General features: G+C 69.6%; 14 protein-coding genes and 2 pseudogenes. 13 read left to right on the plus strand and 3 right to left on the minus strand.

Annotated features, from left to right (window positions below; translation table 11 throughout):
- The first annotated feature begins 18 nt into the window (after nt 1-18).
- The 11 genes and pseudogenes from QMK28_RS04745 (at nt 19) to QMK28_RS04795 (ending at nt 7,249) form a co-directional block, all read left to right on the plus strand.
- On the plus strand, nt 19-798 hold the full coding sequence (locus tag QMK28_RS04745; protein WP_326435700.1) for a GntR family transcriptional regulator: 780 nt from the start codon (nt 19-21) through the stop codon (nt 796-798).
- A gap of 139 nt (nt 799-937) precedes the next feature.
- The gene (locus QMK28_RS04750; protein ID WP_326435701.1) at nt 938-1,294 is read left to right on the plus strand and encodes an SCO3933 family regulatory protein; all 357 of its coding nucleotides are present in this window, start codon (nt 938-940) and stop codon (nt 1,292-1,294) included.
- Nucleotides 1,295-1,296: 2 nt separating this feature from the next.
- Nucleotides 1,297-2,651: pseudogene (locus tag QMK28_RS04755) on the plus strand (FtsK/SpoIIIE domain-containing protein).
- 78 nt (nt 2,652-2,729) lie between these two features.
- Entirely contained in the window at nt 2,730-3,395 is a 666-nt protein-coding gene (locus tag QMK28_RS04760; protein ID WP_326435702.1) for a DUF2637 domain-containing protein, read from the plus strand.
- Nucleotides 3,396-3,415: 20 nt separating this feature from the next.
- On the plus strand, nt 3,416-3,610 hold the full coding sequence (locus QMK28_RS04765; protein ID WP_326435703.1) for a hypothetical protein: 195 nt from the start codon (nt 3,416-3,418) through the stop codon (nt 3,608-3,610).
- Nucleotides 3,611-3,616: 6 nt separating this feature from the next.
- Entirely contained in the window at nt 3,617-3,808 is a 192-nt protein-coding gene (locus tag QMK28_RS04770) for a mobile element transfer protein (RefSeq protein ID WP_326435704.1), read from the plus strand.
- Nucleotides 3,809-3,820: 12 nt separating this feature from the next.
- Entirely contained in the window at nt 3,821-3,976 is a 156-nt protein-coding gene (locus QMK28_RS04775) for a hypothetical protein (RefSeq protein WP_326435705.1), read from the plus strand.
- Between the two features lie 22 nt (nt 3,977-3,998).
- Complete coding sequence (locus tag QMK28_RS04780; protein WP_326435706.1) at nt 3,999-4,307, plus strand: SpdD-like protein; 309 nt, start codon at nt 3,999-4,001, stop codon at nt 4,305-4,307.
- A 134-nt stretch (nt 4,308-4,441) separates the two neighbouring features.
- Nucleotides 4,442-5,815: a replication initiator protein RepSA gene (repSA, locus tag QMK28_RS04785; protein WP_326435707.1), complete on the plus strand. Its 1,374-nt coding sequence runs from the start codon at nt 4,442-4,444 to the stop codon at nt 5,813-5,815.
- A gap of 2 nt (nt 5,816-5,817) precedes the next feature.
- Nucleotides 5,818-6,018, plus strand: a complete 201-nt coding sequence (locus QMK28_RS04790) for a helix-turn-helix transcriptional regulator (protein ID WP_326435708.1) — start codon at nt 5,818-5,820, stop codon at nt 6,016-6,018.
- Nucleotides 6,018-7,249: pseudogene (locus QMK28_RS04795) on the plus strand (tyrosine-type recombinase/integrase). The gene QMK28_RS04790 and the pseudogene QMK28_RS04795 overlap by 1 nt, the downstream one beginning before the upstream one ends.
- On the opposite strand, the gene QMK28_RS04800 reads toward QMK28_RS04795, so the two are convergent.
- Complete coding sequence (locus QMK28_RS04800; RefSeq protein WP_326435709.1) at nt 7,246-7,527, minus strand: hypothetical protein; 282 nt, start codon at nt 7,525-7,527, stop codon at nt 7,246-7,248. The pseudogene QMK28_RS04795 and the gene QMK28_RS04800 sit on opposite strands and share 4 nt — an antisense overlap.
- Before the next feature lie 244 nt (nt 7,528-7,771).
- Here QMK28_RS04800 and QMK28_RS04805 point away from each other — a divergent pair, with 244 nt between their 5' ends.
- Nucleotides 7,772-7,960 carry a hypothetical protein gene (locus tag QMK28_RS04805; RefSeq protein ID WP_326435710.1) on the plus strand — a complete coding sequence of 63 codons (189 nt, stop codon included), beginning with the start codon at nt 7,772-7,774 and terminating at the stop codon, nt 7,958-7,960.
- 86 nt (nt 7,961-8,046) lie between these two features.
- Here the strand turns inward: QMK28_RS04805 and QMK28_RS04810 are convergent, their stop codons facing one another.
- A complete protein-coding gene (locus QMK28_RS04810; protein ID WP_326435711.1) occupies nt 8,047-8,808 on the minus strand; it encodes a phosphoglyceromutase in 762 nt (253 codons plus the stop codon).
- A gap of 129 nt (nt 8,809-8,937) precedes the next feature.
- On the opposite strand from QMK28_RS04810, the gene QMK28_RS04815 reads away from it, so the two are divergent.
- The gene (locus QMK28_RS04815; protein ID WP_326435712.1) at nt 8,938-10,341 is read left to right on the plus strand and encodes an MDR family MFS transporter; all 1,404 of its coding nucleotides are present in this window, start codon (nt 8,938-8,940) and stop codon (nt 10,339-10,341) included.
- A 25-nt stretch (nt 10,342-10,366) separates the two neighbouring features.
- Here QMK28_RS04815 and QMK28_RS04820 read toward each other — a convergent pair whose 3' ends face one another.
- On the minus strand, nt 10,367-12,130 hold the full coding sequence (locus QMK28_RS04820; protein ID WP_326435713.1) for a glycoside hydrolase family 55 protein: 1,764 nt from the start codon (nt 12,128-12,130) through the stop codon (nt 10,367-10,369).
- Between the last annotated feature and the right edge of the window lie 35 nt (nt 12,131-12,165).

The following is a 12,165-nucleotide window of genomic DNA, read 5'->3' on the forward strand; positions in this document are numbered from 1 at the left end:
AGGAGGAAGAGAAGGACTATGGAAACAGCAGTAGGAGGTGGGAGGTCCGTACCTCGGTACGTACAGATCGCCGAGGAGATCGTTCAGCAGATCCGCGCCGGAATCCTCAAGCCCGGCGACATGGTGCCCAGCGAATCGGAGCTCGTGGAGCGTTACGGCGTCGCGGGCGGCACCATTCGGAAGGCCATGGTGGAGGTCCGCGCGAGTGACCTCGTGGAGACCCGCCAGGGCAAGGGATCCATGGTCAAGTCCCGGCCGCCGGTACGGCACCGGTCCTCGGACCGCTTCAAGCGCTCCCACCGGCAGGGCGGCAAGGCCGCGTACCTCGCCGAGTCGGAGCAGTCCGGTGCGAAGGCCGACGTCAGCGTTCTCTACATCGGCCCGATGGACGCTCCGAAGGACATCGCAGAGCGGCTCGGCGTTCCGGTCGGCACTCAGGTGCTCGCCCGGCGACGGCTCTACTTCCGGAACGAGACCCCGGTCGAGACGGCCACGTCGTATCTCCCGTGGGAGGTCGCGAAGGACATCCCCGAACTGTTCGCGAAGAACCCCGGTGGCGGTGGCATCTACGCCCGACTCGAAGACCACGGACACGAGTTCACGGAGTTCGTCGAGACGCTGCAAGCCCGGCTGGCGACCAAGGCGGAAGCATCCGAACTGGCCCTGAGCCCCGGTGCTTCGGTAGTTCATCTGGTGCGTGAAGCGCGGACTACCGAGGATCGTGTCGTCGAGGTCTGCGACACCCTCATGGCCGCTGACCAGTTCGTTTTCAGCTACCGGATTCCGGCGACCGACTGACGCTCTCTCAACTCCTCACACCCCGCCGCGACTTCTTCGTCTCGGCGGGTTGACTCATGTATAGGAGTGATGCACTCTTCTTCATATAACTCATATACATGAGTGATGGAGTGCAGCATCTCTAGAGGAGTGATCTTTCGTGCGTACGATCCCCGTCGACACCTCCGCCGCGTCCGTGATGGTCGCCAAGACCCCGCAGATCAAGATCAAGGACCGCCGTACCGGCGAGATCGCCATGGACATCGAGAGCGGCGCGAAGCTCATGACCGTGGACGTGATGTTCGCGGCGAACGACGAGGTGGAGATCCTTTCGGTCACCGTCCCCGAGCCGGGCATCTCCGGCGAGCTGATGATGGGCACGCCCGTCGCCGTCACCGGGCTGATCGCCCGCCCGTGGGAGAACGAGTTCAACGGGCAGAAGCGGCACGGCATCGCCTTCCGCGCGGTGGCGGTCACCTCGCTCGTCGCTGGTGCCGAGAAGTCCAAGGCGGCCTGATCGTGGACTGGTTCCTGGTCACGCTGCTGCTGGTCGTCGTCACCGCAGTGATCCTGCGGTGGCGGCGTCCCGCCTGGTACTGGATGACCTTCGGGGTCACCTTCGCCGTGCTGCGGGTCGCGGTCCGGTACGCATCGGTCATGGACGCCTGCGGCCTCACGGTTCCGCCCTCGCGCTGGCGTCTCTCCCTCGCCAGGATGGCCAATCGTCCCGTCCCCGAGTCCCGGGCCCCGCGCATCCTCCGGCTCCGGCCGACCCGTACCGGGCTGGTCCTGCGTCTCAAGCTCCGCCCCGGCCAGGACGCGTTCGACGTCGCTTCGGCCACCGATCGACTTCGGCACTCCTTCGGGATGTACGGAGTCACCTCCCGCGAACTCCGGTCGGGGGTCGTCGAGTTACGGATGACTGGTTACGACGTCCTCCGGCGGGTGCAGATGCCCGCCAAGACCGACTGCGCTCCGCTGCGTATCCCTGTCGCACTGCGCGAGGACGGGTCCGTCCACTACCGCGACTACCGGGCAGTGCCTCACGGACTGACGCTCGGCGCGACCGAATCGGGTAAGTCCGTCTATCAGCGCAACCTGGTCGCCGGTCTCGCGGCTCACGACGTCGCCCTCGTCGGGATCGACTGCAAACAGGGCGTCGAGCTCTTCCCGCTGGCCCGGCGCTTCTCCGCCCTCGCCGACAACCCGGACACTGCGCTCGAACTCCTCGAAGCGCTCGTGCAACACATCGGAGACGTCTACCAACTCATACGCGCCGCCCAGCGCATCACCGTTGATGTTCCGGACGCCGACATCGCCGCGGACCTCTGGGATCTGCCGACCGACATGCGCCCGACTCCGGTCGTGGTCCTGGTCGACGAGGTGGCCGAGCTGGCGCTGTTCGCTACCAAGGACGAGGAGAAGCGCCGGGACCGGATCATCACCGCCCTGGTCCGCCTCGCCCAGCTCGGCCGTGCCGCCGGGATCTACCTGGAGATCTGCGGCCAGCGCTTCGGCTCCGGGCTCGGCAAGGGCATCACGATGCTCCGGGCCCAGCTCACCGGCCGTACCGCCCACCGCGTCAACGACGAGTCCAGCGCCAACATGGCCTTCGGAGACATCGCCCCGGACGCCGTGCTCGCCGCAATCCAGATTCCCACCGATGTCCCCGGCATCGCGGTCTCGGGTGTTCGACCGGCGGATGGACCCGCATCCGAGCGCCGCACACCTCACTGCGCCAGGCCGTGAACATCTGTAACCGGCACGCCGACCGCACCCCGGACCTGCCTGTCCTCGCGGCCTTCCGGCCCGCCGTCGCTCCTCTGGCCTCGGCCACTGCGGCCCCCACCAAGGGTGCGCCCGCCACCGCTTGACCTTCCCCGCACTCCGGCCGGCGTGACCGCCTCGCGCCAGGTCCTTACCCGCCCCATGCCGAAAAGGAGAAGTCCGCGATGGCCCGTCCTACCGTCCGCGTGGACGCCGTACTCATCCAAGCCGTGATCGCTGGCGCGCTGTCCTTCGCCCACCTTCACGACCTCGCCGCCGCTGCCGGTCAGGACGGCTGGAAGGCATGGGCCTACCCGATCAGCGTTGATCTGCTCCTGGTCGCCGCCTGGCGTCGGCTGCGGAAGGACGGCCCGTCCCGGCTCGCCTGGTGCTGGTTCGTGATCGCGCTCGTCGCCTCGCTCGGCGCCAACGTCGCCACCGCCGGGTTTCTCGACCTCCAGCATCCCCCGGCCTGGTTGCGCTTCGGTGTCGCCGGATGGCCCGCGCTCGCCCTCCTCGGCGGCACGCTCCTCGCCCACACGGCGCACACGGCAGAGGATCGGACGCCCGTTCCACCGGCACCCGTCGCCGCTCCCCCGGTGCCGGATCCCGTCCCTGACGAACAGGCTCCGGAGCTGGAAACCACACCGGCCCCCGCAGCTGAGGAAGCTCCGGCCCTGCCTCCCGCCGACGCCTCCCCGCCCGTCCCGGCCGCGCTTGTCGACCACGCCCGGAAGGTCGCCGACGACCACCGCACCCGTACCGGCTCAACGATCGACACCGACACCTTGCGCGCCCGGCTCGGGGTCCCGCCCCAGCTCGCCGCCGCCATCGCCGCCCAGCTCGTCTGATCTGAAAGGACCGATCCAGCGTGGTCTTCCCCCGTAACACCGACGAGATCACCGCCGCCGAATATCTCGACTCCGCTCGCCAGATGGCCATCTCCGGCCGCGATTTCCTGGCTCACCTCCTCGCCGAGGAAGCGGCCTCCCGCACCCCCGATCCGGTGGTCGCCACGGCAATCCGCGCCCGCTTTCCCGACCCCAACGCCACCCGAGAGGACTGAGGCCCTATGCCGTCCCGCGACCACTTCCACTCCGTGATGCGGATCGGACCGGTGCAGATCGGCACCTACCGCGACCGCCACGGCCGCACCAAGCACGCCGCCGTGTGCACCGCCGACCGCTGCGGCTGGTCGTCCGACTTCACCAGCCGGTCCGCCGCCCAGCTCGCCGCCCGCACCCACCGCTGCAAGGTCCGCTGAAGGAGACACCCCGTGGACGTCCCGCTCTGGCTCGCCCTGATCGCCGTCGGCTGGCTCGGCGTGAAGCTCATCCGCCCGCCCTGGTGGCTCGTACTCGTGCTGCTGCTCGGCGGCTACCTCCTCGCCGACAGCCTCTTGTCCCCCGTGATCGACACCGCCGTCAAGTAGGCCCGACCGAAGGAGAACCGCCATGCTCCGCCCGAAGATCCCCACCAACCCGATGCCGACCGGAATCGTCACGGGCACGGTCCGGACCGACGTCCCCGCCGTGCTCCACCAGACCCCTGCCCCGGTGCCGGCCACCGCGGCTCCTGCCCGTCCCACGGTCCAGCTCACACCTGGTGCCGTCGTCGCCGTCATCGGGGGCGGTACGGCCGTGGTCCTGGTCGTCGGCGCGGTCCTGGTCTCCATGCTCCTGGCGGTCGCCGTCACCGCCGCGTCGCTCGCCATCAGCGCGCTGGTCGTCCGCTCGCTCGTGGCGTCGCAGAACCACCGCTGACCGGCCTCCGGGCGGCCTCGATACCGCCAAGCATCCACCGCCCGGAAGCCGTGCCCCTCTCCGAACCACAGCTACAGATCCGGAAGGAAGCACCATCATGACCGACCGCACCGCGCGTCGCCGGGAGAGTGCACATGCCTGAGCCGGTGCTCGACGGGGTCACCCTCGGTGACCTGCTGAGGGTGGCCTCGGCCCCCGACTTCGACCGCTGGGAAGACCAGGTCCGCCGTACCGGTGGCTGCGCCGACCCGATCCACCTGATCGGCTGGACCTTCACCAAGGACAAGGCCACCGGCGCGACCCTGCACCACTACTCCACCGAGGCCGAGCCCGGCGGCCGTCTCCGCCTCGCCTGCGGCAACCGCCGCGCCTCCCGCTGCCCGTCCTGCGCCTGGACGTACGCTGGAGACACCTACCACCTGATTCGTGCGGGCCTGGCCGGAGACGACCGTCGCGAGGTCCCCGCCACCGTGCGGGATCACCCCCGCGTCTTCGCCACCCTCACCGCTCCGTCCTTCGGCGCGGTCCACAATCGGCCCGACCTTGGCACCTGCCGCTGCGGCGGCCGGCACTCCGCCGATGCCCCCGAACTCGGCACCGCCCTGGACCCGGAGACGTACGACTACGCCGGATCGGTCCTGTTCAACAACCACGCGGGCGGCCTCTGGATGCGGTTCACCACCCGCCTGCGCCGGGAGATCGCGGCCCGCGCCGGACTCACACAGGCCGAACTCAAGGAGTCGGCCCGGCTGTCGTACGGCAAGGTCGCGGAGTTCCAGAAGCGCGGGGCGATCCACTTCCACGCTGTGATGAGGATCGACGGGCCGGACGGACCGGGCACGCCGCCCCCGTACTGGGCCACCGTCGACCTGCTCACCGACTCGATCCACGCTGCCGCCCGGCACAACTACACCTCGGCGTCCGCTCCCGCCGTCGACGACCAGCCCGCCCGTACCTTCCGCAGGGGCACACAGCTCGACGTCCGTCCGGTCACCGCCTTCGGCGACGGCTCCGACCTCACCGAACAGGCTGTGGCGTCCTACGTCGCGAAGTACGCGACCAAGGCGGCGGAGAACACCGGCGCCCTTGATCGCCGCATCGGCGAACTCGCCGAACTCGACCGCCACGGCGTCCCCGACCACGCCCGACGCCTCATCGCCGCGTGCCACCTCCTCGATCCGCTCTACCCCGAACGTCGGCTGTGGGCCTGGGTACACATGCTCGGGTTCCGCGGTCACTTCTCCTCGAAGTCCCGCCGTTACTCGGTCACCCTCGGCGCGCTCCGCCAGGCCCGCGCCGACTTCCGCGCCGCGCAGGAACAGCAGTCCCTCGGCCTGGAGGACCGCGTCCCGGACACCGTGCTCGTCCTCACCGACTGGCAGTACGCCGGGCACGGCCACTCCCCCGGCGAATCCGTCCTCGCCGCGACGATCGCCCGGGGTCTCCAGCTCAACCGCGAGACCGCCCGCGAAGCCATGGCAGAGCTGGCCGACGAGAGGGAGGGATGACCATGGCACTCACTCTGCCGAGCCGCTACCTGACTCCTGACGACCTGGTCGAGATGTTCGAGCTGCCCAGTGTCGAGACGGTCTACCAGTGGCGCCGCAAGCGCACCGGTCCCCGCGGTTTCCGTGTCGGCCGTCACCTTCGCTTCGACCCCGACGACGTACGGGCCTGGGTCGATTCCCTCCGGGGCGAGGTGGCTGCCTGATGGCCGGACACATCCAGGACCGCTGGTTCCTGACCGAGACCGGACCGGACGGCAAGCCTCGCAAGGTGAAGTCGGACCGCTACGGCTCCGGGTCCCGCTACCGCGCCCGCTACGTCGGTCCGGACGGCACGGAGAAGTCCAAGAGCTTCCCCGACCGACAGAAGCGGCTCGCTGAGCGTGGCTGGCCCACACCGAAGCGGACATGGCGCGGGGCCAGTACATCGATCCTCGCGCCGCCCGGACCACCTTCCAGCAGTACGCGGAAAGTTGGGTGAGCACACAGGGAGCCGACCCGAACACGCAAGCATCGATGGAGTCGCAGCTCCGGCTACACGCGTTCCCGTACCTGGGTACGCGTCCGCTGGGCTCCTTCCAGCCCTCGCACGTGCGGGACTGGATTCAGCAGCTTCAGGCGAACGGTGTCCGTGGTTCGTACGCCCGGACGATCTATTCCAACGTGCGGGCGGCGCTGAGTGCGCCCGTGGACGACGGGCACCTTCCCCGGAACCCGTGCGCCGCCCGCTCGGTCCGGCCGCCGACGGTGGACACGAAGCGCGTCACGTCGTGGACGCCGGAACGTCTCTTCGCCGTGCGCGCGGGCATGCCCAACCGGTACCAATCGATGGTCGACCTGGGTGGCGGCTGCGGCGTGCGGCAGGGCGAGATCCTGGGTGTCGCGGTGGACGCGATCGACTTCGACTCGGACACACTGCACGTCGTCCAGCAACTCAAGCTGAGCCGCAGCAAGCCCGTCTTCGCGCCGCCCAAGGGCGGCAAGCTCCGGGACGTACCACTCCCCGGCCCCGTTGCGGACTCGCTGCGGGCCCACATGAAGCAGTTCCCGCCGGTCGAGATCACGTTGCCGTGGAAGGTCGCGGGAGGGCCGTTGGTGACCAAGCGGCTCATCTTCACGGGCCCGCGCGGTGGCCACGTCTGGCGGACCTCTCTCAACGAGGAAGCGTGGAAACCGGCTCTGGCCTCGGTGGGAGTCATCCCGGTGCCCGCGGCCGGCGCTTCGTACGCCGAGTCACGCGAGAACGGGATGCACGCGATGCGGCACTTCTACGCGTCGGTGCTGCTGGACGCCGGGGAGAACATCAAGGCGCTGGCTGAGTACCTCGGTCACTCGGACCCGGGTCTGACGCTGCGGGTGTACGCGCATCTGATGCCGTCCAGCCAGGAGCGCACCCGCAAGGCGATCAACGCGATCTTCGGATCGCAAAGTTTCTAGCTACCGACCACTAGCGCCAAGGGTGGCAGAGCCGGATCCCCACACTCCAGGTTCCATTTCAAAGCTCTGCCATCTTCACTACAAGTCTCACTACAGGGTTCACTACAAAGTTCACTTTCGGCTTCACTATCGGGATAGCTATCGGCTTCACTTTCGGCATCACTATCGGGATAGCTATCGGGATAGCTATCGGCTTCACTTTCGGCATCACTATCGGGATAGCTATCGGGATAGCTATCGGCTTCACTTTCGGCATCACTATCGGGTTCCCAGGTCACACCCCATGCCGTGAGCGACGTAGCCAGGCGACTACCGCGATCAACCGCCCCCAAAGGTCAACGCCCGACCAATCGGCTGGACACCTCCGAAACACTCGTCTGGAGTTCCACTGCGGACTTGTTCATTTCCCCATTAGGCCACTAAGGTCCACTACACCATCGCGGGGAACAAGAGGGGCCGCCCACGGGAATGGGCGGCCCCTCACTCCGTCGGCACAATATTTCCACTCTTACAGGAGAACTCATGGAACCAACGGAGAACGCCATGGTGCCACGCCCTGGTCTACGTATCGACCTTCTCCCGCGTGAGCTGCACGTCGGCATCATCGGCGTCGGAGGCGCGACTCTGGCCCTCTGGGTCGGAGCCGAACTGCTCGCCGTCCTCCCGTTGGCCTTCCTGGTGTCGGTCCGTGTGAGGATCCGCCGCATCTGAGCGCGACGGCTCACAGACGGCCCAGCGCAGCAAACAGCCCCCCACCTCGCGGCAAACCCGCAGGTGGGGGGCTTCCTCAGCTCTGCTTACTTCTTCTTGCCCTGGTTCTTGACGGCCTCGATGGCGGCCTTCGCCGCGTCCGGGTCGAGGTAGGTGCCGCCGCGCTTGATCGGCTGGAAGTCCGCGTCCAGCTCGTAGGCGAGCGGGATGCCGGTCGGGATGTTCAGGCCGGTGATCTCCTCGTCGGAGATGCCGTCGAGGTGCTTGACCAGACCGCGCAGGCTGTTGCCGTGCGCGGCGACCAGGACCGTGCGGCCCGCGAGCAGGTCCGGGAGGATGCCGTCGTACCAGTACGGCAGCATGCGCTCGACGACGTCCTTGAGGCACTCGGTGCGCGGGCGCAGCTCGCGCGGGATCGTCGCGTAGCGCGGGTCGTCGCTCTGCGAGAACTCGCTGCCGTCCGCGAGCTCCGGCGGCGGGGTGTCGTAGGAGCGGCGCCACAGCATGAACTGCTCCTGGCCGAACTCCGCGAGGGTCTGCGCCTTGTCCTTGCCCTGGAGCGCGCCGTAGTGGCGCTCGTTGAGCCGCCAGGAGCGGTGGACCGGGATCCAGGCGCGGTCCGCGGAGTCCAGCGCGAGGTTGGCGGTGCGGATGGCGCGCTTCTGGAGTGAGGTGTGCAGCACGTCGGGGAGAAGCCCGGCGTCGCGCAGCAGTTCGCCGCCGCGGACGGCCTCCTTCTCGCCCTTCTCCGTCAGGTTGACGTCAACCCAGCCGGTGAAGAGGTTCTTGGCGTTCCAGTCGCTCTCGCCGTGACGGAGCAGGATCAACTTGTACGGTGCTTCGGCCATGGTTCCGAGCCTAATCGAAATCATGTGATGCCCCGCGCCGCGTCCACCGTAAGCTGTGCAGCCCGTATGCAACACTTACCCCCGATGGCGCGCACCCGCGCCTGCCGGGGGGCTGTTTTGTCTGTTTCCGTGTCCTTGTCCGCCCTGGGGCGCGGTGCCAGGGCGAGCGTCTCGGGCCTGCCGCCGACGTTCTGGTGGCTGTGGACCAGCACCCTGATCAACCGTCTCGGCGCTTTCGTCGCCGCCTTCCTGGCCCTCTATCTGACGGTCGAGCGCGGCTACTCGGCCTCGTACGCGGGCCTGGTCGCGGCGCTGTACGGGCTCGGCGGCGCGGTGTCCTCGGTGGCCGCCGGGGTGCTCGCCGACCGGCTGGGGCGGCGGCCCACGCTGCTCGTCGCGCAGGTCTCGACGGCCCTGTCGGTGGCGCTGCTCGGCTTCATGGAACACCCGGCGGCCATCGCGGCGGTCGCCTGCCTGGTCGGTGCGACGAGCAACGCGTCCCGCCCGGCGGTGCAGGCGATGATGGCGGACATCGTCGCGCCCGAGGACCGGGTGCGCGCCTTCTCGCTCAACTTCTGGGCCATCAACCTCGGGGTCGCCGTCTCGTCGACGGTGGCCGGACTGATCGCCGCGCACGGCTACTTGATCCTGTTCCTCGGCGAGGCGGCGCTGACGCTGGCCTGCGCGGTCGTGGTCTACGTGAAGCTGCCGGAGTCCCGGCCGGCGCGAGAGCCGGCGGGGGCGGCGGGGGCCGCGGGGGCCGCGGGCGGCGCGGGCGGCGCGGAGTCGGTCTCGTTGCGCACGGTGCTGCGGGACCGCCGGTTCATGGCCGTCGTCGGGCTCAATCTGCTGCTCGCCATGCTCTTCCTGCAGGGCTTCGTCGCGCTGCCGGTCGCGATGGGCCAAAGCGGCTTCTCCACCTCCGACTTCGGGCTGGTGATCGCCTCCAACGCCGCGCTGATCGTGGTCCTGCAAATCCCGGTGACCCGGTTCATCGAGCACCGCAACCCCGCGAAGCTCCTGATCATCTCCGCGCTGCTGACCGGCTACGGCTTCGGGCTCACCGCGTTCGCCGGGTCGGTGGGGCTGTACGTGGTGGCGGTCGTGGTCTGGACGCTGGGCGAGATCATCAACTCCCCCACCCAGATGGGTCTGGTGGTCCGGCTCTCGCCGACGCACGGACGCGGGCGCTACCAGGGGATGTACGCGCTGTCGTGGTCGATCGCCGCGCTGGCCTCGCCGCTGCTGGGCGGGTTCGTCATCGACCACTACGGGGCGGACACGCTGTGGGCGATCAGCGCGGTGATCGGGACGGTCGCGGGGGGCGGGTACTGGCTGCTGCTGCGCGCCGTCAACCGGGACGACGCGCGGCAGCGGGAGGCCGAGCCGATGTGGGGCGCTGAGCCGGAGTGGGACGGCCCGGATCAGCGGGACGCCGGGCCGGAGCGGGACGCCTCGGATCAGCGGGACGCCGCGCCGGAGCGGGACGCCTCGCCGCAGGAAGACTGCCCGCAGCGACACGGCCCTCCGTAGCGGGCCGTGCCCGGTGAGCCGGCTGTCAGCCGTGCAGCCGCCGCTGCGCCTCGTACAGGTTCGCCGGCCTGACCGACTCCGGCCTCCCGTACGCCTCCAGGCGGGAGTTGAGCGGCCCGGTGAAGTCCGGCTTGTCGATCTGGCCGAACTCGCCGACCTCGCTGATGCCGGCCGTCGCGCTGTACGGGGCGATCTCGTCGATCTTGATACAGCCGGCGCGGGCGTTGCGGACCGTGACGTTCCAGTGTGCGAAGCGCGCCCCGTAGAGCGGGCCGGCCGAGGCGTCGCCGCCGTGCGAGCCGTCGTTGAGCACCGAGATCTCGGTGCGGACGTTCGCGAACGGCAGGCCGCGGTGGGTGTCGAAGGTCCCCATGTCCATCCGGCCGCGCGACCAGACGTTGTAGCTCGACAGCCCCTCGACGTTGATGCCGTGCAACTGCGTCCCGGCGGGGGCGGGGACCGTTCGGGCGTCGATCGCGAAGTCCTCGAAGAGGTTGTCGTGCGAGCCCTCGCGACAGCAGTACGGGTGGTGGCCGCCCCGGCCCGAGACCCGGGTGCGGCGCAGCGTGCAGCCCTTGGCGGCGACGAGCAGGAAGCCGTTGTCCGCGTTGACGGTGCGCACGTCGTCCACCCAGCAGTCCCAGGCGCACTGCAACGCGACGCCGTTGAAGCCCTTGTCGAGCAGGTGCGGGGACTGCGGCGTCTCGACCATTTCGAGGGTCAGGCCCTCGACTCCCGAGCCGGTCAGCGGGGCGACCAGGGTGGTCAGGCGGGGCTGCCACTCGGGGCGCGCGTCGAGTGGCAGGGGGCGGTCGAGGGTGACCTCACGCCCCCGTACGGCGGTGATCCGCACCGGCCATTCGTAGGGCACGTACGAGGTGAGCTTGGTCTTGTCGGACCAGGTGTAGGCGGTGGCGCCGGGGCCGTCGCCGCTCATGTGCCGGAGCAGGGTGTGGTCGGCGTCGTCGGCGAGCCGGAGCAGCACGCGGTCGTCGCGGCGGAGCGCGGCCGAGTCCGCGACGGTGATCGTACGGTCGCCCCGGCGCGCGGGGGCCGCGAGGGCGGTCAGGGTGCGCCACTCGTCCCGCGCATTGCCCGTCCAGCCTTCAAAGGGCCACGCCTTGGCCTTGATCGCGGTGGTCAGCGACGCGAAGCGGTCCTTCGGGCAGAGCCAGATCAGGCCGCCGGCCCAGGACCAGCTCGACTTGTCGCCGCCGTAGCGGCTGCCGTACGGGCCGATCAGCTCGGTGAGGCTGCGGGTCGCGAGCAGGGTGGTGCGGGCGCTGCCCGCGCCGCGGAGCACGACGTTGTCGTGGCCGATGCGGATGATGTCGTCGATCCGGTACCTGCCGGGCGGCACCAGCACCGTGCCGCCGCCGCGGTTGCCCGCCGCCGCGATGGCGCGGTTGATGGCGGGCGCGGCGTCGGCCGAGCCGTCGGGCTTCGCGCCGTAGTCCAGGACGTTGGCGACGGTCGCGGAGCGCGGGGTGCTGACGCCGCCGCCGCGGTAGCCCGCGCGGGCTACGTAGGGGATCTGGGGGTGGGTGTACGGGGTGCGCTCGAACTCGCGCCAGAGGGGGGAGGTCGCGCGGGGGGTTGCACGGGGGGTTGCACGGGGGGTTGCGGCAGCGCCGGTCGTGGAGGTGCCGGTCGTGGAGGCCGCGGCGGGTCCGCCGCGTAGCGCTGCGGCTCCGGCCGCTACGGCTAGCGCGCCGCTGAGGAGGCCGCGCCGGTCGATTCCGCGTGGGGCGCCTGCCATGGAGCTGCCTGCCATGGAAGTGTCTGCCATGAGCTGCCCTTCATGGATGTGAACGATGTTCATAT

This window comes from Streptomyces sp. H27-D2 (assembly GCF_035828615.1).
Classification (GTDB): Bacteria; Actinomycetota; Actinomycetes; order Streptomycetales; family Streptomycetaceae; genus Streptomyces.